The 26,543-nt window shown below is 40.7% G+C and carries 23 protein-coding genes; 12 read left to right on the top strand and 11 right to left on the bottom strand.

Annotation, left to right across the window (positions count from 1 at the left end; translation table 11 throughout):
- Positions 1-29: 29 nt before the first annotated feature.
- Complete coding sequence (locus I6E69_RS11850) at positions 30-1,844, bottom strand: assimilatory sulfite reductase (NADPH) flavoprotein subunit (protein ID WP_197121313.1); 1,815 nt, start codon at positions 1,842-1,844, stop codon at positions 30-32.
- A gap of 303 nt (positions 1,845-2,147) precedes the next feature.
- Between I6E69_RS11850 and I6E69_RS11845 the strand changes: the two genes are divergently transcribed.
- Complete coding sequence (locus I6E69_RS11845; protein WP_197121312.1) at positions 2,148-3,773, top strand: endonuclease; 1,626 nt, start codon at positions 2,148-2,150, stop codon at positions 3,771-3,773.
- A gap of 87 nt (positions 3,774-3,860) precedes the next feature.
- On the opposite strand, the gene I6E69_RS11840 is transcribed toward I6E69_RS11845, so the two are convergent.
- On the bottom strand, positions 3,861-4,847 hold the full coding sequence (locus tag I6E69_RS11840) for a hypothetical protein (RefSeq protein ID WP_197121311.1): 987 nt from the start codon (positions 4,845-4,847) through the stop codon (positions 3,861-3,863).
- A gap of 418 nt (positions 4,848-5,265) precedes the next feature.
- On the opposite strand from I6E69_RS11840, the gene I6E69_RS11835 reads away from it, so the two are divergent.
- The gene (locus I6E69_RS11835) at positions 5,266-6,765 is read left to right on the top strand and encodes a DUF3360 family protein (protein WP_039488646.1); all 1,500 of its coding nucleotides are present in this window, start codon (positions 5,266-5,268) and stop codon (positions 6,763-6,765) included.
- A gap of 93 nt (positions 6,766-6,858) precedes the next feature.
- On the opposite strand, the gene leuD is transcribed toward I6E69_RS11835, so the two are convergent.
- The 5 genes from leuD to fabR form a co-directional block, all read right to left on the bottom strand.
- Entirely contained in the window at positions 6,859-7,458 is a 600-nt protein-coding gene (gene leuD / locus I6E69_RS11830; protein WP_002961095.1) for a 3-isopropylmalate dehydratase small subunit, read from the bottom strand.
- Positions 7,458-8,858, bottom strand: a complete 1,401-nt coding sequence (leuC, locus tag I6E69_RS11825; RefSeq protein WP_197121310.1) for a 3-isopropylmalate dehydratase large subunit — start codon at positions 8,856-8,858, stop codon at positions 7,458-7,460. The genes leuD and leuC overlap by 1 nt, the downstream gene beginning before the upstream one ends.
- A 60-nt stretch (positions 8,859-8,918) precedes the next feature.
- On the bottom strand, positions 8,919-9,995 hold the full coding sequence (gene leuB, locus I6E69_RS11820) for a 3-isopropylmalate dehydrogenase (RefSeq protein ID WP_007582207.1): 1,077 nt from the start codon (positions 9,993-9,995) through the stop codon (positions 8,919-8,921).
- A complete protein-coding gene (gene leuA / locus I6E69_RS11815) occupies positions 9,992-11,545 on the bottom strand; it encodes a 2-isopropylmalate synthase (RefSeq protein WP_008171909.1) in 1,554 nt (517 codons plus the stop codon). The genes leuB and leuA overlap by 4 nt, the downstream gene beginning before the upstream one ends.
- A gap of 405 nt (positions 11,546-11,950) precedes the next feature.
- Entirely contained in the window at positions 11,951-12,574 is a 624-nt protein-coding gene (gene fabR / locus I6E69_RS11810) for an HTH-type transcriptional repressor FabR (RefSeq protein WP_002961087.1), read from the bottom strand.
- Positions 12,575-12,700: 126 nt separating this feature from the next.
- Between fabR and I6E69_RS11805 the strand changes: the two genes are divergently transcribed.
- Positions 12,701-13,834 carry a fatty acid desaturase gene (locus I6E69_RS11805; protein ID WP_008138662.1) on the top strand — a complete coding sequence of 378 codons (1,134 nt, stop codon included), beginning with the start codon at positions 12,701-12,703 and terminating at the stop codon, positions 13,832-13,834.
- A gap of 13 nt (positions 13,835-13,847) precedes the next feature.
- Positions 13,848-15,278, top strand: coding sequence for a Si-specific NAD(P)(+) transhydrogenase (gene sthA, locus I6E69_RS11800; protein WP_007378904.1), 1,431 nt, complete (start codon positions 13,848-13,850; stop codon positions 15,276-15,278).
- 107 nt (positions 15,279-15,385) lie between these two features.
- Here the strand turns inward: sthA and hemE are convergent, their stop codons facing one another.
- On the bottom strand, positions 15,386-16,450 hold the full coding sequence (hemE, locus tag I6E69_RS11795; protein WP_002961084.1) for a uroporphyrinogen decarboxylase: 1,065 nt from the start codon (positions 16,448-16,450) through the stop codon (positions 15,386-15,388).
- Between the two features lie 529 nt (positions 16,451-16,979).
- Between hemE and I6E69_RS11790 the strand changes: the two genes are divergently transcribed.
- On the top strand, positions 16,980-17,450 hold the full coding sequence (locus I6E69_RS11790; protein WP_002961083.1) for an Rsd/AlgQ family anti-sigma factor: 471 nt from the start codon (positions 16,980-16,982) through the stop codon (positions 17,448-17,450).
- 65 nt (positions 17,451-17,515) lie between these two features.
- Here the strand turns inward: I6E69_RS11790 and fkpA are convergent, their stop codons facing one another.
- The gene (gene fkpA / locus I6E69_RS11785; RefSeq protein WP_004335950.1) at positions 17,516-18,262 is read right to left on the bottom strand and encodes an FKBP-type peptidyl-prolyl cis-trans isomerase; all 747 of its coding nucleotides are present in this window, start codon (positions 18,260-18,262) and stop codon (positions 17,516-17,518) included.
- Positions 18,263-18,477: 215 nt separating this feature from the next.
- Here fkpA and I6E69_RS11780 point away from each other — a divergent pair, with 215 nt between their 5' ends.
- Together I6E69_RS11780 and I6E69_RS11775 are read left to right on the top strand one after the other, a co-directional pair.
- Positions 18,478-19,476, top strand: a complete 999-nt coding sequence (locus tag I6E69_RS11780) for a WD40 repeat domain-containing protein (protein WP_138489926.1) — start codon at positions 18,478-18,480, stop codon at positions 19,474-19,476.
- On the top strand, positions 19,463-19,678 hold the full coding sequence (locus I6E69_RS11775; RefSeq protein WP_004335946.1) for a SlyX family protein: 216 nt from the start codon (positions 19,463-19,465) through the stop codon (positions 19,676-19,678). The genes I6E69_RS11780 and I6E69_RS11775 overlap by 14 nt, the downstream gene beginning before the upstream one ends.
- A 32-nt stretch (positions 19,679-19,710) precedes the next feature.
- On the opposite strand, the gene I6E69_RS11770 is transcribed toward I6E69_RS11775, so the two are convergent.
- The gene (locus tag I6E69_RS11770; protein ID WP_007378899.1) at positions 19,711-19,914 is read right to left on the bottom strand and encodes a YheV family putative zinc ribbon protein; all 204 of its coding nucleotides are present in this window, start codon (positions 19,912-19,914) and stop codon (positions 19,711-19,713) included.
- 132 nt (positions 19,915-20,046) lie between these two features.
- Between I6E69_RS11770 and I6E69_RS11765 the strand changes: the two genes are divergently transcribed.
- The 5 genes from I6E69_RS11765 to I6E69_RS11745 all read left to right on the top strand — a co-directional run bounded on the left by I6E69_RS11765 (position 20,047) and on the right by I6E69_RS11745 (position 25,579).
- On the top strand, positions 20,047-21,969 hold the full coding sequence (locus I6E69_RS11765) for an ATP-binding cassette domain-containing protein (protein ID WP_197121309.1): 1,923 nt from the start codon (positions 20,047-20,049) through the stop codon (positions 21,967-21,969).
- Positions 21,953-22,375, top strand: a complete 423-nt coding sequence (locus I6E69_RS11760; RefSeq protein ID WP_197121308.1) for a TIGR02444 family protein — start codon at positions 21,953-21,955, stop codon at positions 22,373-22,375. Before I6E69_RS11765 ends, I6E69_RS11760 begins: the two co-directional genes overlap by 17 nt.
- Positions 22,376-23,074: 699 nt before the next feature.
- Complete coding sequence (locus I6E69_RS11755) at positions 23,075-24,061, top strand: hydrolase (RefSeq protein ID WP_024606596.1); 987 nt, start codon at positions 23,075-23,077, stop codon at positions 24,059-24,061.
- 2 nt (positions 24,062-24,063) lie between these two features.
- Positions 24,064-24,318 carry a YheU family protein gene (locus tag I6E69_RS11750; protein ID WP_197121307.1) on the top strand — a complete coding sequence of 85 codons (255 nt, stop codon included), beginning with the start codon at positions 24,064-24,066 and terminating at the stop codon, positions 24,316-24,318.
- 64 nt (positions 24,319-24,382) lie between these two features.
- Positions 24,383-25,579, top strand: coding sequence for a dipeptidase (locus I6E69_RS11745; protein ID WP_197121306.1), 1,197 nt, complete (start codon positions 24,383-24,385; stop codon positions 25,577-25,579).
- Between the two features lie 367 nt (positions 25,580-25,946).
- Here I6E69_RS11745 and I6E69_RS11740 read toward each other — a convergent pair.
- On the bottom strand, positions 25,947-26,543 hold a 597-nt coding region (locus I6E69_RS11740), incomplete at its 5' end, for an EF-Tu/IF-2/RF-3 family GTPase (RefSeq protein WP_269435722.1).

Raw genomic sequence — 26,543 nt, 5'->3', positions numbered from 1 at the left:
GCTAGCTGTTAATAAAATAAGAAACGTGATTAATACACGTCTTTCTGATAGCGGTTTGCGCTACGCAAATCTTTTAAATATTGCTCTGCGTCTTCATTGCTCTTGCCTGTGTTTTCTTTAACAATATCAAGCAAGGCGTTGTGTACATCTTTTGCCATGCGATTTGCATCGCCACAAATATAAAAGTGAGCGCCGGCTTCTAACCACTCAAACACGTCTTTACTGTTACTGCGTAATTTGTCTTGTACGTATACTTTTTCTGCTTGGTCACGGCTAAATGCAACATCTACTTTGTTAAGTAAACCCGATTTTAAATAACCCTGTATTTCTACTTGGTATAAAAAGTCTTGAGTGAAATGTGGGTTACCAAAGAACAACCAGTTTTTGCCTTGTGCTTGACGTGAATCACGCTCTTGTAAAAATGCACGGAACGGCGCAATACCCGTACCAGGACCAACCATAATCACCGGTGTATCATCGTTAGTTGGTAGGCGGAAATTGTCGTTGTGTTCGCTAAATATTTTAACTTTACAACCTTCTTCTGCACGACGAGTTAAGTAACCAGTACAGCCACCTAAATGCTCGCTATCAAATGCATCAAACTGCACTAGACCTAGTGTTAAGTGTACTTCGTCTTCAACCTCAGCTTGGCTAGATGCAATTGAGTACAAACGAGCTTGTAGTTTACGTAGGCAATCTACTAATGTTTGCGCATCAATTTTTGCTGGATTTTGGCGAATCACATCAAATATTTGGCGAGGTTCAATATACGCACGCATTGCAGCTTTATCTTCTACAAGCTTTAATAATTCAGGCGTACCTGTTGCTGTTGCGTATTTTTCTACAAAACCTGGGTACGACTGAGTCAGCTCTAGTTTTTCAATAAGTGCATCGCGAACGCTTAGCTCTTCATCACCTACTTTTACAATGCTTGTTGCATCTATTTGAGTAAGTGTAAGTACTTCATCAACTAATACATCGTCATTTAAAAAGTACACACCTAATGAATCACCTGGCGTGTAAGTAATGTCAGAACCTTCAAGCGAAATTTCAACGTGGCGTACATCTTTAGTCGAGTCGCGACCGGTAATTTTTTGAACAGTTAATAGCTCTGCTTCAAATGGATTTTGTTTTGTGTATTGGCTTGCTGCAGAGGTTGGTGCGCCAAATGGCATTGATACAACTTGACCACCAGCGGCTTCTTGCTGCGCTTTTAAATCAGGTTCAAATGCATCAACTGCACCGGCAATCCATGTTGCAGCTTCATCTTCGTAATCTACATCTAAATCAGCACGTTGATATATGGTTTGCGCGCCGAGTTTATTTAAACGCTCTTCAAAATCTTTTGCTGTTTGGCAGAAAAACTCATAGCTAGAATCACCTAAGCCAATAACCGCTATTTTTACATCGTCTAGTTTTGGCGCTTTTTTAGTGGCTAAAAATTCGTGGAGTGTTTCTGCGTCTTCTGGTGGCTCACCTTCGCCGTAAGTAGATACAACGATAGTTAAAAACTTTTCTTTTTTCAGGGCTGTTGGTTTGTAATCTGACATGCTAACAAGCTTAACTGCTAAGCCTCGCGACTCAGCCTGCTCTTTCATTTTGGTAGCTACACCTTTTGCGTTACCTGTTTGCGAACCATATAAAATAGTTAGCGCTGCTGCATCACCCGCAGCTGGTACGCCTGCCGTAGGAGCACCTAACGCAGCCGAATTAGCATTTGCAGCTAAGTAACCACTCACCCACGCTTGTTGAATTGGATTAAGTTCAGCCACTAAACCTTGCAGCTTTTGTACTTGATCTTGCGATAGCGGGCTTGCCGCAGCATTTAGTTGACCTAACAACATGAATCGATTCCCCATAACCCTGAAAATTAAACACAACACACTTTGTGTATTGTTAAAAATGAGTTTTACCTCATCCAGAGCGTATCTGTTGAGGTTTTCTAAGTTAGTAGGATAACGGGCTCAGCATAGATAAAAAAAGAATAGAATCTGCTTTGATATTCCATTTAGTTATTAATTTATAAAAATACCTTCAAAAACAGATTAAAGACTTATTATTGCTTTTTACTGCACTTTAAATTAACAATTTTGTAACCTAACTAATGTAGGGTATATTCTTCATTCAAAATAAAAATAGGAACAACTATGTTACACGGGAAATATAAAAATAATCTACTTAGTACCGCTTTGTTACTTGGCTCATTACCTGTAATGGCCAATGTAGCTAATGGCGGATTTGAACAATGGTCAGGTAATACACCTAGCTCTTGGAGCACTATTGATAGCGGAATCAGTTTAACGCGCTCAACTAGTACAGTTAAAAGCGGTAGTAGCTCTGCTGCTGTCAATGTAACAACAGGATCGCAAAGTAACACTGATTTACTACAACAGGTTGCTGTAGAAGCTGGTAAAACCTATAACTTTTCGGCTGATGTTTACCACACCGAAGGTAAAATTAAAGCGCGCTTATATGTAGATGGCTATCAAGGCTATTCAAATCAAGTACAAACTAACCAATGGCAAACAATCAGCCATAGCTATACAGCAAGCAGTGATAAAACAATTAGTGTTGGGCTTAGGTTTTACGATGTAAGTGGATTTGATGGCAGCGAAACCGTATACGTAGATAACTTTTTACCAAATGCAGATGGCAACGCATCAACAAGTTGCACCGACAATAGCCTTACCTTAACGCTTAACACCGATAATTACGGTAGCGAAACTAGCTGGGCCGTTAATAACAATCAAGGTAGCGCTGTTGCTAACGGCAGTGGTTACGCATCAAACACTCAGTATGATGAGCAAATATGCCTAACTGATGGTACTTACACACTTGTTATTAGCGACAGCTACGGCGATGGCATGTGTTGTTCAACAGGTAATGGCAACTATGCGCTTAAGCAAGGCTCTACCACACTTGCTAGCGGTGCAAGTTTTAATAATACAGACAGCACGGCATTTACTTTAGGTAGTGGCTCTGGTGATGGCGGCGGGACCAACCCAACACCCACTGGCTACTATGTTACTGCTCAAGGGTTATCGGGTTATGCACTAAAAACTGAGCTTTATAATATTATTAAAGATCATAATGCACAGGGTTACTCGGCTATTTGGAATTTTTACGACTCATCTGCACGTGATAAATACTTTGAAAACGATAACAGCATTTTAGATATGTATAGCGAGAAACCAAACGGCTCAGATAGCTACAATTATACTGCGGTGAGCGATCAATGTGGTAACTATAGTGGAGAAGGCGGCTGTTACAACCGTGAGCATTCATTTCCTAAAAGCTGGTTTGGCGGCACTATTGAGCCAATGAACTCAGATGTGCATCATATTTACGCAACCGACGGTTATGTAAACTCAAAGCGTAGTAATTTCCCATTTGGTGAAGTAGCAAGCGCTTCATTTACATCAACCAACGGAAGTAAATTAGGTTCTGCCGCAAGTTCATTAAATTACTCAGGTACTGTATTTGAGCCAATTGACGAATTTAAAGGTGACTTTGCACGTGCTTATTTTTACATGGCAACGCGCTACGAAAATGTAATAGGCACTTGGCAAACCAAAACGACCTCAAGTAATGCTGTACTTAATGGTTCAAGCAACCAAGTGTTTGAAAGCTGGGTTGTAGCCATGCTGCTTAACTGGCATAACAGCGATCCTGTAAGCCAAATGGAACTTGACCGTAACCAAGCAGCCTTTGAATTTCAAGGTAATCGTAACCCGTATATCGACCACCCTGAATTTGTAGAAATGATTTGGTAAAAGTTAGCAGTTAAAACAAAAGCCTTTGCAAATGCAAAGGCTTTATCTTTTAGTGTGTGATATTTTTTAAAAATATGATGATTTAAGCTAATTATAAGAAACAGTTGCGATAAGTGACTTTTCAGCTCGGTGTTTCATCAACGTTAAAAGTGAATGATGGAAATCTTGAAATATCATCTCTCCCCATATTCGTGAATAAATACCAAAATTTGTATTGTCTTGCACGGTCGTTTTTAACGTTAAAATTGTATTGCCGCTTTTTTCTTCACTTAGCTGATAACCACCGTAAAGTGGAGAAAAGTATTCACCGCCAAGTTTTACGTGTTTATCGAGTGCGTCATCGGGAATAGCATCTGGGTCTATGTCAAATCTATAAAGCATTTTTTTGTTTGGCTGCCAGTCGGTTATTACTTCTTTAAACACAACGCCTTTTTGCCAAGTACTTGTGCGAACAGCGCCTATACCGCTAGCATTCATACTTGCCTTTAATGGCTTTGGTACACCAATTAATTGAGTGAGTGAAAAAGGCACTTCCTGTGGTTTTATGTCACTCACATTAGCTAACTGCTGCCACACAACATTGATGGGCGCGTTAATAGCTATTGAATTTGTTACTTCGTATGTTTTTGATAAATGTAAAAAGTTAACTTCAATAGGTGAGAGCAATATAGGTAACAACGCGATTGATAATAAAGAACTATTCGCTTTTTTTATTTTACGTTTTCTAACAAAGCCCGCAAGTAACCCACCAATGCTGGCAAAAAACATAAAAGCAGGCAAAGCCATTGCCACGCAAATGCTCCCTTCAAGCAAAGTAATTACACTTACAAATAAAAAAACAAAAATAGGCTGCCAAGCAATCGTGATCATTTGCCTTTTAGTTAATGTTTTTGACTCATTGTACTCAAAATGAACACGAATATAACCAATAGCAACAGGCACTAAAAACATAAATGATATAGAGACTAAGCTACCTAAATTATAAGCATTGACTAGCTCTACAAACAGCCGCATAAATATGCCGTAAAGCGTACCAAGTAAAATACCAATTGATTTAGGGGAGTTGAGTTGCATCTCTATTCTTTATTGTTGTTATTAACAATCAGAAAGTAACAGAAGTATTATTTCACCACAAATAAAACGAAATTAACGGCTGCTACCAATAAGCTTTTCAAACAAAGCGACTTTTACAACCACTAAGACTAAAGGATAATAACCTGCCATTAACACTATTTCCCGCTATAAACAGTGATCAAATTCTTTAAAAATAAAAACAAACCATTGATTTATAATAATTTTAAATCGTTTTTTGTGGTTTTATAATTTTTAACGTAAAGCTGATTGTCAGATTAACTGTATTAAAAACAACCATGCACGACCTTTTGCCTATACATCCCAGCCTAAAAGCTGATTTACCCTGCATGTTCAATATTCATTTGCTTTAACAAAAGCCGTATTTATTTGATTAAGCAACAATGTTGCAGGAGAACGCATGCAAACCACACCACCCGGTGATGCACCATCAAACACGCACAAGAATGCTCAAAGCTACGAGCAACTTCACAAGCCGAGTTCAGAGTTTAATACTCGCGACGAGTACCTCGAACATGAATTACAAATTATGCAGCCTAAGCGCTGGCGTCCTAATTTACCGTTTAGAGATTACCGATTTGAATTTGAAGACACCATTCCAGCAATGGCGGGCACTATTGGTAAAGTCGTTATGGTGGGGGCTATTGCGGCAACATTTGCAGCACCTCTTGGTTTAAGCGATGCGTTTGTTTTAGAAAACGTGCGCTACGAATTACTCATTGTTTCTATTTTTATCATCTTATTCTCAGGCTTTATTTTACCAACAGCTAACTTGGCTGGTACTCATGGCCCTCTTATACCGTTAATTCCTATTGTAGTTGCAGCTGGCGGCCACCCTATGGCGTTTGGCTTACTCATTGGTGCCTTTGGTTTTATTTTGGCCATAACCAAGGGAGGAAGTATGCTCGCGCGCCTAACCAGTAAAGGTGTATGTGGCGGGCTACTCATTTATTTAGGCTTTATTGGTACTATTTCGCAGGTTAAAAAGCTGTTTGCCTGGGCTGAGGCCATTGATATGGCGCATATTGCGTTTATTGTTATTTTAGCCACCATTTTATTGTATGCGCTATTAGAGCACTTTAAAAAGCGCTGGTTAGCTGTGCCGTTAAGCTGCCTTATTGGTGGCGTGGTTGCCTTTGCTTTAGGTGCACCGTTTGAGTTTCATACTGCTCCGGGTTTACCAAATATGAACCCTGCATACTGGTGGGGCGAAAACACGGGTTGGATGCTTGGCCTGCCAACGCTTGAAAGCTTTGTGGTTGTACTCCCATTTGCAGTGCTCGCCGTTGCTATGTGGTCACCAGATTTTTTAGGTCATCAAGTATTTCAAAAAATAAGCTATCCGCAACGTACTGAAAAAGTACAAATGAATATCGACGACACCATGCTGAGCGCATCGGTTAGACAAACATTTGGCTCACTTGCCGGTGGTGCTAACTTTACCTCATCGTGGGGAACTTACATTGTACCTGCTGCTATTGCTAAACGCCCTATTCCGGCTGGCGCTATTTTAACAGCCGTATTTTGTATTATTGCAGGTTTATGGGGTTACCCTATGGATTTAGCCATTTGGCAGCCTGTGCTTTGTGTTGCGCTTATTGTGGGTGTGTTTATTCCGCTACTTGAAGCTGGCATGGAAATGACGCGCGAAGGCAAAACAACGCAATCAGCCGCTATTGTGGTGTTTGCCTCAACCTTGGTTAATCCGGCTTTTGGTTGGTCGCTTACTATGTTACTTGATAACTTAGGGCTTATTGGCTGTAAAGAACGTAGCGCAGAGCTAACTAAAATGAGCCGCTGGGTGATTCCACTTATTATGTTTGTGTTACTTACTACTGTAATGGCAATTGTAGGCATGTTACCTGGTATACCTGCGTTAATGGCTGACTTTAGACATTAAGCCTTAGGTACTGAACCTAATATTTACCCACAAAAAAGCACGGCAATTGCCGTGCTTTTCAATACGTGAATTTACTATATACAAGTTAAACAATTACTGCCAAGGGCGCTCAGCTGCTAGTTGTTTTTCAAACGCATCAATCTGTGGGTTTAGTGTTTCGGTTACACCAATAAAATCTAAGCCACTTAATAAGCGCTCTTTTACGTCTTTACGAATATCAAAACTAATTGGCGCAAACTTACTACTTGTTAGTGTTTGATTTTCAAGGTCGATTTCAATGTTAATATCGTCGTGCTGCTCGCTAAGTACAAACAATTGCTCAAGCGTGTCGGCAGGTAACGCTATGGCTAACATTTGGTTGTTACCACAGTTATTAAAGAAAATATCTGCAAAGCTTTCAGCTAAAATAACTTCAAAACCATATTGCTTAAGTGCCCATGGCGCGTGCTCGCGAGATGAGCCACAACCAAAGTTGTCGCGCGTTAATAATATTTGCGCGCCTTGGTAGCATGGGCGATTTAAAATAAAGTCAGGGTTTGGCTCACCGTTATCTAGGTAACGCCAATCATAAAACAAGGCAGCATCAAAACCTTCGCGGCTAGTTGATGTTAAAAACTGCTTAGGAATAATTTGGTCAGTATCTACATTGTTTTTATCAAGTGGAGCCATTAAGCCACTAAAAAATACGCTCATTATGCTTCTCCTCTAATATCAACAAAGTGACCATGTATTGCAGCGGCTGCAGCCATTGCAGGGCTAACTAAATGGGTACGCCCGCCACGACCTTGACGACCTTCAAAGTTACGATTAGAAGTAGATGCACAACGCTTGCCTGCTTCTAGGCGGTCATCGTTCATCGCTAAACACATAGAACAACCTGGTTCGCGCCATTCAAAGCCTGCGGCTTTAAAAATATCGGCTAAGCCTTCGTCTTCAGCTTGTTTTTTAACTAAGCCAGAGCCCGGTACAATTAACGCCTCTATGCCGGCTACAACTTGCTTGCCTTCAACAATTTTTGCAGCTGCGCGTAAGTCTTCAATACGGCTATTAGTACATGAGCCAATAAATACCGTGTCTACTTTTGCGCTTGATAATTTATCGCCCGCTTTTAAGCCCATGTATTTAAGTGCGCTGCGAATGGCATCGGCTTTAATTAAATCTGGCTCTTTATCTGGATCGGGTATGCACTCATCAACACCAATTACTTGCTCTGGGCTTGTGCCCCAGGTAATTTGTGGCTGAATGTCGTCAGCATTTAGCTCAACAACTAAATCAAAGTGTGCGCCTTCATCCGTTTTTAAGGTTTCCCAATATTCAACGGCTGCATCAAAATCTGCGCCTTTAGGTGCAAACGGACGACCTTTTAAATAATCATAAGTAATTTGGTCAGATGCAATTAAACCCGCTTTTGCACCCATTTCTATGCTCATATTACATAGCGTCATACGGGCTTCCATTGAAAGCGCTTCAATGCCTGCACCACAAAACTCTGCTACATAGCCTGTGCCACCAGCAGTACCTAACTTGCCAATTACCGCCATAATTAAATCTTTAGCCGTAACTGTTGGACGCAATACACCGTTAATTTGAATTTTTAACGATTTCGCCTTTTTTTGCTGTAGGGTTTGAGTTGCTAATACGTGCTCAACCTCAGACGTACCAATACCATGCGCTAATGCACCAAACGCACCATGCGTAGAAGTATGGCTATCGCCACATACAATGGTTGTGCCTGGCAAAGTAATACCTTGCTCTGGGCCCATTACGTGCACAATGCCTTGGTTAATTGAGTTTAAATCGTAAAGTACAATACCAAACTCTTTACAGTTTTTATCAAGCGCCATTAATTGGTTTTTAGACACTTCGCTTGCGGCATCAAGTGATCGGCTTTTAGTCGATACGTTATGATCCATCGTTGCAAAGGTTTTTCCTGGGCAACGTACAGTACGGTTTTTTTCACGTAGACCTGCAAAAGCCTGCGGAGAAGTAACTTCATGCACTAAATGGCGGTCAATATAAAGTAAGTCGGTTTGCTCGTTTATGCTGGCAACGGTATGTGCTTGCCAAATTTTGTCGTATAACGTTTGGGCCACTTGCTAATTCCCTAATCTGTTTGAGTTGCAGCATAACGGTGCTGCAACTTTAATATGTTATTAAATGCGTGAAACGATGGCTGCTGCCACATCGCTTGTGCTGTAACCTGCATTTGGATATATATCTGGTGTGCCAACGCCTGCTTCTACGGCTTCTGCTACTGCTTTTTCAATGGTGCGTGCAGCTTCGTCTTGCCCTAGCGAGTAACGTAGCATTAATGCGGCACTTAAAATTTGTGCTATTGGGTTTGCAACGCCTTTACCTGCAATATCTGGTGCTGAACCGCCTGCTGGCTCGTACAATCCAAAACCCGATTGATTCAAGCTTGCCGATGGTAATAAGCCCATTGAGCCTGTGATCATGGCGCACTCATCTGACAAAATATCGCCAAATAAGTTATCACAAAGTAATACATCAAATTGGCTAGGCTGCTTAACTAACTGCATAGCGGCGTTATCTACGTAAATGTAATCTAGGCTTACTTCTGGGTAGTCTTTGCTTACTTCGGTGACTACTTCGCGCCATAATACGCTTGATGCTAATACATTGGCTTTATCAACAGAGGTAACATGGTTACTACGTAGTTTTGCAGCTTCAAAAGCAAAGCGTGCAATACGTTCAATTTCTTTTCGTGAATATGTTTGCGTATCAAATGCAAACTCTTCTGCGCCTTCACCACTGCGGCCTTTTTCACCAAAGTAAATGCCGCCAGTTAGTTCGCGCACACATAAAATATCAAAACCTTTTTCACTAATATCAGCGCGAAGTGGCGACGCTGCACTTAATGCAGGTAATAACTGTGCAGGGCGTAAATTACAAAACAAACCAAAGTGCTTACGAAGCGGCAATAACGATGCGCGCTCAGGCTGCTCGTTTGGTGGTAAGTTTTCCCATTTAGGACCGCCTACCGAACCAAATAAAATAGCGTCTGAGTTTTCGCACGCAGTAAGTGTACTCTCTGGTAATGCTTTACCAAATTCGTCAATGGCTGCGCCGCCAATTGCATAATGCTCGCGGTTTAGGGTAAAACCAAACTTATTGCTCACAGCATCAAGTACTTGCTCTGCTGCTGCCATTACTTCTGGACCAATACCGTCGCCAGCTAATACCGCAACGCTGTAGTTTGTTTTACTCATCCTGCTTTCCTTTGTTGTTTTAAATCAGACACTTTTTGTGCACGATAAATTAAGTTATAAACACGGATCATGGCGCGTACCGACGCTTCAACCACATCCGCTGCAATGCCCGCACCGTGGTAAGGTCGGCCATCGTATTTAGCTATAATATTTACTTGGCCTAATGAGCTTGCACCTTGGCCTGTCGCTTCTAAGTTATATTCAATCATTTCAACGCTCATACCGGTTAAGCGCTCAATAGCTGCAAACGAAGCTTCAACTGGGCCATTACCTGTCGCGGCTTCTTGTTTAGCTTCGCCATCAATGCGCATTCCAATCGTAGAACTTGCTACCGATTGTGAGTTAGAGGCTGAGTTAACAAATTCTAATTGGTATTTTTCGTCTTTGTCGTTAATTTGATTAAAGTAAATCATCGCCTCAAGGTCGTAATCGTATACGGTACCTTTTTGGTCAGCCAATTCAATAAAGCTTTTGTATAAGCCATCCATATCGTAATCAGATTTTTGATAGCCTAACTCTTCTAAGCGATGCTCAATAACATGACGGCCCGAACGCGAAGTCATATTTAATTGGTTGCTTGGCACACCCACGCTTTCTGGCGACATAATCTCATAAGTATTTTGCGCTTTTAACACACCGTCTTGGTGAATGCCTGAGCTGTGGGCAAAGGCGTTTTCGCCAACAATCGCTTTATTTGGTTGTACTGGCATATTACAAATTTTAGCCACTTGACGAGAGGCGCGATAAATTTCTTCACTTTTAATATCTGTGTATACTTTTAAGTGGTCGTGGCGCATTTTCATGATCATCGCCACTTCTTCAAGCGAGCAGTTACCAGCACGCTCACCAATACCATTAATAGTACACTCAATTTGGCGTGCGCCGGCTTGCACTGCAGCCACCGAGTTTGCTACGGCTAAACCTAAATCGTTGTGGCAATGCACACTTAAACGCGCTTTATCAATATTTGGCACGTTATTCATTAAATGGCGGATCATCGCGGCGTATTCGTCTGGCGTTACAAAACCAACGGTATCTGGCAAGTTAATAGTTGAAGCTCCGGCATTAATTGCCTGCTCAACAATTTTACATAAATCCCAATGCGGCGTACGACCGGCATCTTCACACGAAAACTCAACATCATCAGTATAGTTACGTGCCAATTTAATTGATTTAACAGCCATTGCTGTTGCATCGTCTAAGCTCATACGCAATTTATGTTCAAGGTGCAAAGGGCTTGTAGCAATAAAAGTATGAATACGGCTTTGTTGTGCTGTGCGAAGTGCTTCGCCACAGGCTTCAATGTCTTTAGCAACTGAGCGTGCTAAACCACAAATAATCGGGCCTTTTACTTCGGTTGCAATACGTTGCACCGAGCGAAAATCAGCAGGGCTCGAAACCGGAAAACCCACTTCCATCACATCCACATTCAAGCGGCTAATTGTATGTGCTAATTGAATTTTATCATCTTCAGTAAGGCTTGCTTTAAGCGCCTGTTCGCCATCACGTAAGGTGGTATCAAAAATCCATACTTTATCTTGCTCTTGCATAACTGCCCCTCATTCCTATGTTACCCAAATTTCAATTAATCCCAGCCGCGAGATAAAAAAAACCCCGCAATTGCGGGGTTTTTAGTGTTCAACTCGATGCAAACACACTAATCCCCGCTCACTGACCATAGCAGTAAGAGGTTAAGTTTTAGTGTAATTAAACGAATAATATGCATCTTGTTTTCTTGTGTGTGTGTTCAGTGAAGCCTATTTTTAACATTACAAAGCGACGGAAGCAAGCATAAAAATTCCACAAAACAGATTTAAAAACGATTCAATTGGGTTTTTTAATTCAACCAAGACACCTATTAAGAATTAAAATAACAAATACATGACTAGTGACGCTTAAATTAATAAGCACTGCAATATACCGTGCTTATATTAACTTTTTACAATTTTTTTAAGCTATGCTTCTTTACTCGTTTCTCTTACGTAATGTCCGGCTCCACGAGTAATATAACGCAGCTGCCAAATAACGCGCTCAATCAATTCGTCGCGTTGCAATCCTTCTATATCGAGCGCTTCTGCACCCGCATTAAATACGAGCGTTACCATAGATTCCGCCTGAATATAGGCATGCATAGCGTTGCACTTAGTTTCGCTTTCTAGATAGTGAGCCAACTCTAAAATAAAATGCTTTACCTCGCGCGCTACTGCGGCTCTAAATGCTTTAGAAGTCCCAGATCGTTCTCGCAGCAACAACCTAAATTGGTTACTTGAGTTATCAATAAACTCCATAAAAGTAACCACTGAGGTATTTATAACACTGCCGCCATCGTTTGCTATTCGTCTGCGAGCTTGACGCATTAGTTGGCGAAGGGTTAAACCGGCTTCGTCTACCATGGTTAAACCTAGCTCATCCATGTCTTTAAAATGACGATAAAAAGACGTTGGGGCAATACCGGCTTCTCGTGCTACTTCGCGTAAACTTAAATTCGAAAAACTATGATCAGCACTCAGCTGATTAAATGCCGCTTGAATTAACGCCTGTCGTGTTTTTTGTTTCTGTTGCGCTCTAACACCCGACATCAACAGCTCCCTGAATTATTTTATATGAATATTTAGTGATATTAGCTCAATTGTCCAGTCTAATACTTGACGACAAGAGTTTGAAATACTATTTTAGCTTACAGTTGTACGCTGAGATTGAGAATTATGAATAAACCACCGATTATTTGGACAAACGTCCTATTTTTTAGCCTAACCTTTTTGGCGGCTGCCACACTTGTACCTTGGTACGCCATTAGCTACGGATTTACCAGCGCGCATTGGATTGCTTTTGTAGGCTGCATGTTTTATGCGGGCTTATCAATTACTGCCGGCTACCATCGATTATGGGCACATAAAACCTATAACGCACACCCTGCAGTTGAATTTATTTTTGCGCTTGGCGGTGCTTTTGCACTGCAAAACAGTGCATTGCATTGGAGTAGCGATCACCGTATACACCACGGTCAAGTTGACGACCCAATAAAAGACCCTTACGCGGCGACCAATGGTTTTTGGTATAGCCATATCGGATGGATGTTACGTGACTACCAAGGCGATAGCTACGGTGATTATAGTAATTGTCGTGACTTACAGCGCAATAAAATTGTTATGTGGCAACACAAACATTACTTAAAGCTTGTGATTGCTATGAACGTAGGCTTGCCTCTAGCACTTGGTTTATTGGTTGGTGATGTTTGGGGGATGTTAATTCTTGCAGGTTTACTACGCTTAGTACTGAGTCAACACTTTACCTTTTTTATAAACTCAGTTGCACATATTTGGGGCTCTCGCCCATACACCGAAAAAAATACGGCACGTGATAACGGCTTTCTAGCGTTATTTACATACGGTGAGGGGTATCACAACTTCCACCATATTTTTGCAAGCGACTACCGTAACGGTATTAAATGGTTTCATTACGACCCAACAAAATGGATGATCCGCTCTTTAGCAGCTGTTGGTTTAGCCAATAAGTTAAAGCGAACTCCTGTTGAACGTATCGAAAAAGCAAAGGCCGAAACGCTCATGAGCAAAACGCAAACGCGCCTTGCAAAATTGCCTTTAGCACAAGATAAGATTACATTATTACAACAAGAGTACGATTTACTGCTGAAAAAACTGCAAAATTATTGTTCACTACAAAAACAAGTGTTAGAAGTTAAAAAAAATAACATGGCAAAGCAGTGTGAACGCTCAGCATTAATGGCACAATACCATGAGTTGGAAGCCGCCTGGGAAAATCAAAAACAGGCATGGCTAGCACTTAATGCGAGGTTATTAAAAGCCTCTTTTAATTAATTTAGGAGTGGCTGTGGCCAAACAACCAGAACAAAAAAAAGTACCCGTGACATACCAATATGATGCAATAATTATTGGCACGGGTCCTGGCGGTGAAGGTACCGCCATGAACCTTTCAAAAAATGACAAAAAAGTAGCGGTTATTGAACGCCAAGAATCAGTTGGTGGCGGTTGTGTACATTGGGGAACAATTCCTTCAAAAGCGCTTCGCCACTCTGTTAGCCGCTATATTGAATACAAAGCAAATCCGTTATTCAATGTTGGTGAGCGCCCTAGCCGCTTAACATTTCCTGATATTTTACGTCACGCAAGTTCTGTTATTTCTAAGCAATCTAATTTACGTAGTAGCTTTTACGATCGTAACCGCATTCATATGTTTCAAGGTGATGCGAGCTTTGTAGATAAGCACACAATTGAAGTAAAACGAAATGATGGTTCAACTGAGCGACTGACTGCTAAAACGATTGTTATAGCAACGGGTTCACGCCCTTATCGCCCACCAGAGGTAGATTTTACGCATTCTCGTATTTACGAAAGTGACACAATACTTGGCCTTGAGCATGACCCTCATCGTGTACTGATTTATGGTGCAGGTGTAATTGGTTGTGAGTACGCGTCAATATTTAAAGGTTTAGGCGCTAAAGTTGATTTAGTTAATACACGCGACCGACTACTTGCTTTTATGGATGCAGAAATATCTGACGCACTTAGCTACCACTTTTGGAACAGCGGTATTGTTATACGTCACAACGAAGAGTTTGACCGAATTGAGACGCGTGACGACTGCGTTATAATGCATCTAAAATCAGGTAAACGCGTAAAAGCTGACTGTATTTTATTTGCTAATGGTCGTACTGGTAACACTGATACACTAAATCTTGAAGCCATTGGCTTAAAAGCCGATAGCCGTGGCCAATTAAAAGTTAACGAAACATACCAAACAGAAATTGATAACGTTTACGCTGTAGGTGATGTAATAGGCTATCCAAGCCTTGCAAGTGCTGCGTTTGACCAAGGTCGTATAGCTGCTGATGCAATTGCATGTGGTAACTGCGATGACAGGCTGATTGTTGATATTCCGGCCGGTATTTATACCATCCCAGAAATGAGCTCAGTAGGTAAAACCGAGCAAGAGCTTACAGCTGCTAAAGTACCGTATGAAGTTGGCCGTGCTCAATTTAAGCATTTGGCTCGCGCGCAAATTGCTGGTACTGAAGTAGGTAGTTTAAAAATATTATTCCACACCGAAACCAAAGAAGTACTTGGCGTACATTGTTTTGGCGAACGTGCCTCTGAAATTGTTCACATTGGCCAAGCTATTATGGAACAAAAAAATGGTGGCAATAATATCGACTACTTTGTAAATACCACATTTAACTACCCAACCATGGCTGAAGCCTACCGTGTTGCGGCATTAAATGGCTTAAATCGCTTATTTAAATAACCGCTTAAATAAGTAGTTTTAAAAGCCTTTATAAATAGGTAACAAAAAACCCGCAACTTAGCGGGTTTTTTACTTTTAAACAGTTTTAAAGCTTGTTTAAGTGACTATTACTTATGGTACTTAGCACTTAGCTCATGTACTGCATTAATGAATACACCAGCATTTTCAGGGTCTACATCTGGTGTAATACCGTGGCCTAAGTTAAACACGTGGCCATTGCCTGTACCAAAGTCTTCTAAAATAGTGCCTACTTCTTGGCGAATACGCTCTGGTGTACCGTGTAACATAGATGGGTCCATATTACCTTGTAGAGCTACTTTATCACCCACGCGGCGCTTAGCGTCGCTGATATTAATAGTCCAATCAAGACCGATTGCATCACAGCCTGTTGCTGCAATAGCTTCAATCCATTGACCACCATTTTTAGTGAACAAAGTAACCGGTACTTTACGACCGTCGTACTCACGAATTAAGCCATCTACAATTTTATGCATGTATTGTAGTGAAAATTCGTTGTAATCGCGCGGGCTTAATACACCGCCCCATGAGTCAAATACCATTAGCGATTGCGCGCCAGCTTTAATTTGAGCATTTAAGTAATCAATAACTGAATCAGCTAACTTATCGAGTAATAAATGAAGTGTTTGCGGCTCTGCAAACGCCATTTTTTTGATTTTACCAAATACTTTGCTGCTACCGCCTTCAACCATATACGTTGCTAGCGTCCAAGGTGAACCAGAAAAACCAATGAGTGGTACTTCGCCTTTAAGCTCACGACGAATAGTGCTTACTGCGTTCATTACGTAGCCAAGCTCGTCTGTAGGGTCTAACTTTGGAATTTTTTTAACATCAGCAAGAGATGAAATAGGACGTTCAAACTTAGGGCCTTCGCCAGTTTCAAAGTAAAGACCTAAACCCATCGCATCTGGAATCGTTAAAATATCACTAAATAATATAGCGGCATCTAACGGGTAGCGACGTAGTGGCTGCAGTGTTACTTCACATGCAAGCTCAGCATTACGGCACAGGCTCATAAAATCGCCCGCTTGTGCACGTGTAGCGCGATACTCTGGTAAATAGCGTCCTGCTTGGCGCATCATCCATACCGGAGTTACATCAACAGGTTGTTTTGCAAGTGCACGTAAATAACGGTCGTTTTTTAATTCGCTCATGGCGTAAATGATCCTAAGACTTGTATAAATTGTGCAAGATTGTACCACCATATTCTCCGACCCTCTATTGCTTAGGGACGAAAACAGCTTTACCTAGAGGTAGATCAATAGAATAGAGTTTTTTAATCCCTTTTGACTATAAAACAAACAAAAAGGAATAACATTTAAAACTTTTTATTAATATGTTTGCAACATTACAAAATCCTTGTTATTGTTTGTCCCGCGTTAACAAAAACAATAATAAAAATCTTAAAACAATAAAAATAAATGTTTTAAAATAATAACAATAAAAATCATCTCATAAAAATAAGAAAGCTTGTTATAACAAGTCACTGAAAGAAATTAGACCACCGTAACTGGTGGTTTTTTCTTGCCTAAAATAAAATCCCTCACCTCGGTTTATATAAAAAGGTACAACCCTCAAAGTAGCTCAACTTTACTTGTTGATATACGCGCAAATTAAATATATCTTGATGTACATAAACTTATTATATTTAAATTAAAAACCAACCCAGCTAGGAGAACAGTTATGCTGACGCGTGTAGAAAAAGCTCAACAGAAATGGGGTGGTAGCCACACAGTAATTGATAAATGGCTAAACGAACGCCAAGAACTTATTGTACTTTACTGCAAAATTGCAGGCTTTACGCCGTACGAAAAGCAAGATCAAGCATTGCCAGAGCCAAAACTAATTGAATCATTTTGCCAGCTTTTAATGGATTACCTATCTGCAGGCCATTTTGAAGTATATGACGATATAGCAAAAGCATGCGAAAAAAAGGGCTTACAAAGCCAAGAGCTTGCAAACTCTATTTACCCGCGTATTTCTAGCACAACCGATGTGGCGTTAGATTTTAATGATAAGTACGCTGAAGTAGACAAAGAAGACTTATTGAAAGACTTTGATAATGACTTATCTGTTATTGGTGAGGCATTAGAAGCTCGTTTTGCACTTGAAGATGAGCTTATTGATAACTTGTTTTCTAATCATGCAAATTAATACGCTACTTACGCATATTAAAAAAGGGACCTAAGGTCCCTTTTTGCATTTACACAATAAGCTTATTATTGTGCTGGTGCTTCTTCATTTTGAATTTCAAGTAATTCAACTTCAAATACAAGTGTTGAATTAGCTGGAATCTTACCTAAGTCACGGTCGCCGTAAGCAAGTTCTGAAGGTATAGTGAACTTGTACTTAGAACCCACTGACATAAGTTGTAAACCTTCAGTCCAACCCGCAATTACGCGGTTAAGAGGGAAAGTTGTCGGTTCGTTACGTGCATATGAGCTATCAAACTCAGTACCGTCTAATAAAGTCCCTTTGTAGTGTACTTTAACTACATCAGTTGCCACTGGCTTTTCGCCATCGCCTTCGCTAAGTACTTCGTACTGTAGACCAGACTCAGTTACTGTAACGCCTTCTTTTTTAGCGTTGTCAGCTAGGTATTTAGCGCCTGCTTCTTTACTTTTTTCAGACTCTACTTTAGCTTTTTCTTCTTGCTTAGTACGTACTGATGTATCTAGTGCAGTTAATACTTCGCGAATTTTTTCTTCGTCAATTTTTGCATTGCCAGCAAGCGCATCTTCAAAACCACGAATTAAAAGTGCTTGGTCTAGTTCAATACCAATTTCTGTTTTGTCTGCTAGGTCTTTATTTAAAAAGTTACCTACAGATGCACCAATACCGTATGCTTGTTGCTGTTCTACAGTGTCTAATTTAACTTCAGCTTGTTCTTTTTTTGCTTCTTGATTACAAGCTGTAAGCGCTAAAACTGACGCTGCAATCAATGACAATCTAATCGTCTTTTTCATTTTAAATCTCCGACACACTTTGCAGTTGTCATTTTAATGTATTATTACTAGTGAAAGATTAACGGCCCACATGATAGGCTGCTTGTTTAATGACTAAATTCCATATTGTTAGCTAAACTAAAAACATATCCAGTGATTAGACAAACAACCTAGGCATTTAACGCGTCCTAGTCTAACCTCTCAGTCACTAAGAGTTAAGGGGAAATACCTGTAATATGTCGATATTTCGTACTTTTTTAATCGTATTTAGCTGTTTTTTAGCCATCGCCTGTACCGATAAAAAACAACACGCTGTAGCAAGTTACGAACATGCTGCACAAGGTGCGTTTTCATCAACAGTTTCAAACGATGGTAAATACAGTTTGATCTCCTCTATCAACCATGGGGTCGCTCTGTGGGATAATCAACAGCAGGTGCTAAAATACCAATGGTTTCAGCAGCAGTCACAAGACAGCCTAGTGTACGCTGTTGCCATTGCTTTTGATAACAGCGTGGCAGTTACCGCCGAAAAAACCACATTTGCTGTGTGGGATATAACCACAGGCAAAAATAAAGGTTATTACAAAATACAAAAAGCCAGTATTCGCGATATTGCCATTAGCAATCAAGGTCGTAGTGTTTTATACGGCCGTAGCGACGGCGTTGTCGTATTTGTAAACCTAGAAACCGGACGTCGTATTGAGTTTTTAGGTCATCAAGATAAAGTTAACACCGTTGACCTTTCACCTAACGGACGCTTTGCCTTAAGTGGCTCTAACGATTATGTTGCTTACTTTTGGGATACACGTACAGGCCAAGTAATTCATCGTTTTAATCACCCAACGCGTGTTACCCAAGTAACGCTCGATCCACAAGGTCGCTATGCGTTTACGGCCGATAGTATGGCACAAGCAAATGTATGGAAGCTGACTACAGGTGATCTTGTGAGTAAACTGAAGTATATTGCGCGTCAGAAAATTTTTACTGCTGTGCGTTTTAACGAACAAGGCACTTTGCTTGCAACCGGCTCGCCAAATAAGCGCGTAGATTTGTGGCAAATACCAAGCGGTGAAAAAATTCAAACTTGGCAGGTTACCCCGCGCGAAGGCAGTAAGCCTAAATCGGCGGTGGTGCTAGATGTGACATTTACAGATAACGGTAAGTCGTTGTTAACCGAAAGCTCCAGCGGGATCGCAGAGCGATTTATTATACGAGAGAATAATGAACACAATTGAACATCGCTTAATGGAACTTGAAGCCAAAGTGGCTTTTCAAGACGAAACGATTGAAGTCTTAAATGATGAAATAAAAGTGCACCAACAGCTGTTAGCAAAAATGAAACGCCAAACCGAGCTGCTAGCAGAAAAAATTAAAGAGTCGCAGTCATCATCGTCTATGATGTCTGAAGTACCTGAGCCACCTCCACCGCATTACTAAAACCGGTAAAAATTAGGCAATAAAAAACCGGGTTAGTCGCCCGGTTTAAACACACCAATTACTTGTTCAAATTGGCGAGTAGACGCCTGAACAGCGTTATCGGGTTGCGCCATTTTATGACCACACTCAACACACTCTACTTTTTCAACATCATGTTCTCTGTATAGCATCATAGTATCCATGGCTTTGCAGTCAGGGCACGATGCACCAGCAATAAATCGCTTCTTTTGTCTCACAACATTTTTCCTGTGGTTTGAACTGCTGTCATTTTATCGTATAACTTCACTTGTTGATACGCTTGATAAGAGCATTAAGTTCTATGTTATGATAGCGCCAACTTAACAAGGGCATAGCAAAGTAACGCATTCATGATCCAAATCTCAGAAATAGAACTACTTCGTGGCGGTAAAGCCTTATTAAAAAACGCATCAGCTACGTTATTTCCAGAACACAAAGTAGGCCTTGTTGGCGCTAATGGCTGTGGAAAATCAACGTTATTTGGTTTACTAAAATCAGAACTACAACTAGATGCCGGTAACTGCAGCATTCCAAAAGATTGGTCTATCGCCTCTGTTAAGCAAGAGACACCTGCACTTGAAATAAGCGCGATTGATTATGTACTTCAAGGCCACCCAGAATACTACGCAATGCGTATAGCACTGCGTGAGGCCGAGAAAAACAACGATGGCGACACACAAGCTAAAGTACATATTCAGCTTGAAAACATTAAAGGCTATAGCATTGAATCAACCGCAGGTGAGCTATTACACGGCTTAGGTTTTGCCAATAACCTTATAGAAAATCCAGTCAGCTCATTCTCTGGTGGTTGGCGTATGCGTTTAAACCTTGCCCAAGCATTAATACGCGACGCCGATTTACTATTACTCGATGAGCCAACAAACCACCTTGATTTAGATGCCGTTTATTGGCTTGAACGCTTTTTGCGTGCTTATACCGGCACCCTTGTACTTATATCGCATGACCGTGAGTTTTTAGATGCGGTGGTTGATCAAATTTGGCATGTAGATAAGCAACTTATTAACGTGTACAAAGGTAACTACTCGCAGTTTGAGCGCCAAAAAGCTGAGCGCTTACTACAACAACAAGCAATGTTTGATAAGCAACAAGATCAAATTGCTCACCTTGAGCAGTTTATAACGCGCTTTAAAGCAAAAGCCAGTAAAGCTAAACAAGCACAAAGCCGTGTGAAAGCGCTTGAACGCATGGAAAAACTGGCGCCGGCACATGCCGACTCGCCGTTTAACTTTGAGTTTGCAGAGCCAAAAGCATTGCCAAACCCACTAATGACGATAGATAAAGCCAAAGCGGGTTATGGTGACGTCACCATTTTAAATAATATAGAGCTAAACCTTGTACCAGGTAGCCGAATTGCTTTACTTGGTCGAAATGGCGCGGGCAAATCAACGTTAATTAAACTACTTTCTGGTGATTTAGAGCCGCAAACTGGCGAAGTTATTCAGCATCACGGATTAAATATTGGTTACTTTGCGCAGCATCAGCTTGAATCTCTTGATTTAAAAGCCAGTGCAATAATGCACTTACAACGCCTCGACCCAAAAGCCACTGAGCAATCACTACGTGACTTTTTAGGTGGCTTTGCCTTTATTGGCGATAAAGCACTTGAGCCTGTAGCCCCGTTTTCGGGCGGCGAAAAAGCACGTTTAGTACTTGCCATGTTGGTATACCAAAAGCCAAACCTACTGCTTCTCGATGAGCCAACTAACCACCTTGATTTAGAAATGCGCCATGCACTTGTGATGGCACTACAAGGCTTTGAAGGCGCTATGGTTACCGTATCGCATGATCGCCATATGCTTAAAAATACCGCCGATGAGTTTTACCTAGTCGATGACGGCAAAGTAACCCAGTTTGGTTACGACTTAGATGCGTATTACCAATGGTTACTCAATGCCAATAAAGAAGCGGTTAAAGCGCAGCAAAGCGACGAGCCTAAAGCAAACCCGGGTGTTAACCGCAAAGAGCAAAAACGCTTAGAGGCTGAGTTTAGAAAGGCCACTCAGCCACTTAAAAAGCAAATTGAAAAGCTTGAAAAGCAACTCGATAAATTCACCGCGGAATTAAGTGAAGTGGAAGTGACCTTAGGTGATAACGAACTCTACAACGACGACAACAAAGCCAAGCTTAAAGAGTTATTAGCCAAGCAAGCAACCCTTACGCCTAAACTTAACGACGTTGAAGAAGAGTTACTTATGGCACTTGAAGAAATGGAAGAAAAAGAGCAGGCATTCGCCGATGAACTTGCTCAATAGCGACCATTTTTGGCAATTTGCGTGCACTTTGTACGCAAAGCCTGAGCAACAAACAACCTTGCTAGCACTACAAAACCAACAAGGAAAAAACGTTAATTTATGCTTATTACTGCTTTATTTAGATTCATTAAATTTAAGTATTAATACCCAACAGCTAAATGAGTTAACGCAAGTAGTTAGTGACTTTGATACTCACGCATTACAACCTCTGCGCGCCGCTCGTAGCTATTTAAAAGCTAACCAGAATGCGATAAGTGATTACGCCACAATACGTGCAGAGTTGCTAAGCGCTGAGCTGAAGCTTGAAAAACAACAGCAACATATGTTGATTGAAACAGTAAATGAGCTTGAATTAGTCAAACTTTCAGAGCCAAACAACATTGAGCTATATGTGAAAGCCACTTAGGGTATTAGTTTTTATACCCTCCTCCACTTCTTATTTTCTTTGTGCAAAAAACCTTCAAGTAATTTACTCACAAAGAGGTTAAGAGGCGCTTCGCTTTTAGAGGAAAACAAACTAGATTATCCAGGTAAAGAATATAAATATTGAGCAGTTATTTGGCTCAAGTAGTTTATAGCTCTACCCTCATTTACTTCTCATTCTTTTCTCTTTGTGCAAAAAATCTTTAAGTGGTTTACTCAAAAAAGTTTAAAGCGCTACGCTTTTAGGTAAAGTGAAAAACTCTCTTAGCTCTCAGTGGTAATAACTTACCAACCCTTAAAACATGATCTAAATCAACTTAGCTTCACTCCTACACCTGCTTAGAAAAATTACTTGATCTCGATCACGTTGCGACCTGCAAACACAGCCTATGATTAACCCATCAACAACGAGGGGAGCAACTCATGAACGTATTCTTTAGAGACTTTTTTACAGATCCAGTTTTATTTATGTCTTTTGGGTTTTTAACCATCGTTGTTTCTTTGTGTATCTTTTTTGCTTTTTTCTTTTTGAAAAAAATACATGACGCAGAAATTCCCGAACAAAATTAAGCACGACGCACTAAAGCGCCTTATTAGTTTACTAGTTAGGCGCTTTTTATTTTCTGAAGCGAAAAATTTGATACACTAGCTTTTCGTTTAATACAAAGTGCGTAGTACAAACATGATCTCTCAGTTCAAACCAGCATGGTGGATGACCAATCGTCACGTTCAGACCATAATGCCGCGTTTTTTCCGCCCATTTCACAATACGTCCTACGAACTTGAGCAACTTGATACACCTGATGGTGACTTTATTGAGCTTGCATGGTCACTTCCACATAATGAAACCGCACCACTTGCTGTTGTTTTGCACGGACTCGAAGGCAATATAAATAGCTTTTACGCCAAAGGCATGATGAAGGCATTAAAAAAACAAGGTTATGCAGTTGTGCTTATGCACTTTAGAAATTGCTCAACTGAAGTAAATCGCCTACCACGTGCTTATCACAGCGGTGACACCGCCGATTTAGCTTTTTTTATAAATCACTTAAAGCTACAATTTCCTAAGCGCACTATGGTAGCTGTTGGTTTTTCATTGGGCGGTAACGTACTTGCCAAATACTTAGGTGAAGAACGCGAAAAATGCCCATTAAGTGCAGCAGCGGTGGTATCTGCTCCTTATGATTTGTCGTCATCGAGCGATGTTATTCGTAAAAGCTTAGGTAAAATTTACCAAAAATATCTGCTCGATCGGATGAAAAAATCAATGCAGCGAAAGCTGCCACAAATTAAGCAGCAAATTTCATTAACGCCAAAACAGTTAATGAAAATTGACGATTTATTAGAGTTTGATAATCAGTTAACAGCCCCTCTACATGGTTTTGAAAACGCACACGATTACTACCGTAAAGCCAGTGCTATGCCGTACTTGAAAGATATCGCTGTGCCCACACTTATTATTCATTCCAAAGACGACCCTATGCTCTCAATTAAAGCCGTACCGAGTAGGCAAGACGTAAGTGAGCATGTTACGCTGCGCATCTCTGACAAGGGCGGGCATGTTGGTTTTATTAGCGGTAAAAATCCGTTTAAACCTATATTTTGGTTAGAAAAAGCCGTCCCTCATTATTTTAGCCAGCACGTATCAAATAAAGCGAGTAACAAGTAGTAATGATTATCCCTTTTGAACAACTCGATCAAGACACTCTTTATAACTTAATCGAAAGCTACGTATTACGCGAAGGTACCGATTATGGTGAAGTAGAAGCAAGCATCGAATCTAAAGTAAGCCAAGTAAAGCTGCAGCTTAAAAATGGCGAAGCGATGGTGTTTTTCTCTGAATTGCATGAGTCAGTTACTATTATTTCTAAGGGCGAATTTAAAGCGCTGCAAAGTGAAGAGCATCAAGCAGAGGCGTTTGATTAAGGTGTAGTACTTGTAACTTTTGAATTGAACGTACACAATGGCTTTTTACCCAAAGAGCCAAAACATGATAAAACTCAGCACTCTAGTGGTAGCCATATCACTAGCTTTAACTAGCCAAGCCCAAGCAGAACAAACAATAACAGCATCTGATAAGGCAATTAAACTCGCTAAAGATACCATTTTAATTGATACCCATATTGACGTACCTTATCGAATTCACGAAAGCTGGGTTGATGTAACCAAAGCAACTAGTGATGGCGATTTTGACTATCCTCGCGCTGTAAAAGGCGGTTTAAACGCACCGTTTATGTCGATTTATATTCCTGCGCATTTAGAGTTTGAAGGTAAAGGAAAAAGCTACCAGCTAGCCAATCAAATGATTGATAGTATGGAAGCCATAGTCCAGCGCGCACCCGATAAGTTTGCTATTGCGAGCTCAAGCTCTGATATTGAAGAGCAATTTAAACAAGGTAAGCTGTCTATAGCCATGGGTATGGAAAATGGCTCTCCAATCGAAGGGGATCTGAAAAACCTTCAGCACTTCTACGACCGTGGCATTCGTTACATCACGCTAGCGCACTCTCAAAGCAACCATATTTCGGATTCGTCTTACGATATACGCCGTAAATGGAAAGGCTTAAGCCCATTTGGTAAAAAGCTTGTCACTGAAATGAATAATATAGGCATGCTAATTGACGTATCGCATATTTCTGATGATGCGTTTTATCAGGTTATGGAGCTTTCTAAAACACCAGTAATTGCCTCTCATTCATCACTTCGTAAATACACGCCTGGCTTTGAGCGTAATATGAATGACGATATGTTATTAGCACTTAAAGAAAATGGCGGCGTTATTCAAATCAACTTTGGATCAAGCTTTGTTACCGCTAAAGCAGGTAGTTGGGGCAAGCAATTAAAAAGTACAAAAGAGTCAGCTAAAAAAGAAGGCACTAAGTTAAGTAAAGATTTTGATGCTGCGTACCGTGCTAAAAATCCGTATCCATTTGCAAGTCTTGAGCAAGTACTTGACCATATTGATCACGTAGTTGAGCTAATTGGTATTGATTATGTAGGTATTGGCTCTGATTATGATGGAGTTGGCGATTCATTACCTATCGGCTTAAAAGATGTATCTAGCTACCCAAATCTTGTCCAAGGTTTAATGGATAGAGATTATAGCGACAAAGATATTAAAAAGATTTTAAGTGGCAATTTATTAAGAGTTTTAAAACAAGCGCAAGAGTATGCGAAGAAACACTAAAGCTTTTATCATATATTAGTAATTGGCTAAAAGACCTAGAGCCAACTCAATATAAGCGCGGCCTAGCCGTGCTTTTTTATATTTAACAGCATAGATAACTTCGGTACTATTTCCCCCTCGGGTTTCGTAAAACTCAACCCAAGCTACGGCAATAATTCTATACCTAGGAGCAAATCACTTTTCTTCAGGCATTCAAAAAGGCCACCTGAGTGACCTTTTTCTAACAATTAACTTAAAAGTTAATTATTACTCTTTGACTGTTGCTACAAAGTACCTACGCCTAAGGTAAGAGCACCACCTTTTCTTCAGACATTAAAAAAGGCCACCTGAGTGACCTTTTTCTAATAATTAACTTAAAAGTTAACTATTACTCTACGATAGTTGCTACAACACCAGCACCTACAGTACGACCACCTTCACGGATAGCAAAACGAAGACCTTCATCCATCGCGATTGGTGCGATTAGAGTTACTGTCATCTTGATGTTATCACCAGGCATTACCATTTCTACGCCATCTGGTAACTGTACGTCACCAGTTACGTCAGTTGTACGGAAGTAGAACTGTGGACGGTAACCTTTGAAGAATGGAGTATGACGACCACCTTCATCTTTAGAAAGTACGTATACTTCTGAAGTGAATGTAGTATGTGGGTTGATTGAACCAGGCTTAGCTAGTACTTGACCACGTTCAACGTCTTCACGCTTAGTACCACGTAGAAGTGCACCAATGTTCTCACCAGCACGACCTTCGTCAAGAAGCTTACGGAACATTTCAACACCAGTACAAGTAGACTTAGTAGTCTCTCTGATACCAACGATTTCAACTTCGTCATTTACGTTGATGATACCAGCTTCAACACGACCAGTTACAACAGTACCACGGCCTTGGATTGAGAAAACGTCTTCGATAGGCATGATGAATGGCTTATCGATGTCACGCTCTGGCTCTGGGATGTAAGAATC

Source organism: Pseudoalteromonas sp. NZS100 (assembly GCF_015864815.1).
GTDB lineage: Bacteria > Pseudomonadota > Gammaproteobacteria > Enterobacterales > Alteromonadaceae > Pseudoalteromonas > Pseudoalteromonas distincta.
Note: the sequence above shows the minus strand (reverse complement) of the source record. Positions and strands in the feature narration are given on the sequence as shown.

Bases quoted from the DNA above. Each gene is read 5' to 3' on its own strand.
- I6E69_RS11850 (WP_197121313.1), bottom strand. From the start codon at position 1,844: ATGTTGTTAGGTCAACTAAATGCTGCGGCAAGCCCGCTATCGCAAGAT.
- I6E69_RS11845 (WP_197121312.1), top strand. From the start codon at position 2,148: ATGTTACACGGGAAATATAAAAATAATCTACTTAGTACCGCTTTGTTA.
- I6E69_RS11840 (WP_197121311.1), bottom strand. From the start codon at position 4,847: ATGCAACTCAACTCCCCTAAATCAATTGGTATTTTACTTGGTACGCTT.
- I6E69_RS11835 (WP_039488646.1), top strand. From the start codon at position 5,266: ATGCAAACCACACCACCCGGTGATGCACCATCAAACACGCACAAGAAT.
- leuD (WP_002961095.1), bottom strand. From the start codon at position 7,458: ATGAGCGTATTTTTTAGTGGCTTAATGGCTCCACTTGATAAAAACAAT.
- leuB (WP_007582207.1), bottom strand. From the start codon at position 9,995: ATGAGTAAAACAAACTACAGCGTTGCGGTATTAGCTGGCGACGGTATT.
- leuA (WP_008171909.1), bottom strand. From the start codon at position 11,545: ATGCAAGAGCAAGATAAAGTATGGATTTTTGATACCACCTTACGTGAT.
- fabR (WP_002961087.1), bottom strand. From the start codon at position 12,574: ATGTCGGGTGTTAGAGCGCAACAGAAACAAAAAACACGACAGGCGTTA.
- I6E69_RS11805 (WP_008138662.1), top strand. From the start codon at position 12,701: ATGAATAAACCACCGATTATTTGGACAAACGTCCTATTTTTTAGCCTA.
- hemE (WP_002961084.1), bottom strand. From the start codon at position 16,450: ATGAGCGAATTAAAAAACGACCGTTATTTACGTGCACTTGCAAAACAA.
- I6E69_RS11790 (WP_002961083.1), top strand. From the start codon at position 16,980: ATGCTGACGCGTGTAGAAAAAGCTCAACAGAAATGGGGTGGTAGCCAC.
- fkpA (WP_004335950.1), bottom strand. From the start codon at position 18,262: ATGAAAAAGACGATTAGATTGTCATTGATTGCAGCGTCAGTTTTAGCG.
- I6E69_RS11780 (WP_138489926.1), top strand. From the start codon at position 18,478: ATGTCGATATTTCGTACTTTTTTAATCGTATTTAGCTGTTTTTTAGCC.
- I6E69_RS11775 (WP_004335946.1), top strand. From the start codon at position 19,463: ATGAACACAATTGAACATCGCTTAATGGAACTTGAAGCCAAAGTGGCT.
- I6E69_RS11765 (WP_197121309.1), top strand. From the start codon at position 20,047: ATGATCCAAATCTCAGAAATAGAACTACTTCGTGGCGGTAAAGCCTTA.
- I6E69_RS11760 (WP_197121308.1), top strand. From the start codon at position 21,953: ATGAACTTGCTCAATAGCGACCATTTTTGGCAATTTGCGTGCACTTTG.
- I6E69_RS11755 (WP_024606596.1), top strand. From the start codon at position 23,075: ATGATCTCTCAGTTCAAACCAGCATGGTGGATGACCAATCGTCACGTT.
- I6E69_RS11750 (WP_197121307.1), top strand. From the start codon at position 24,064: ATGATTATCCCTTTTGAACAACTCGATCAAGACACTCTTTATAACTTA.
- I6E69_RS11745 (WP_197121306.1), top strand. From the start codon at position 24,383: ATGATAAAACTCAGCACTCTAGTGGTAGCCATATCACTAGCTTTAACT.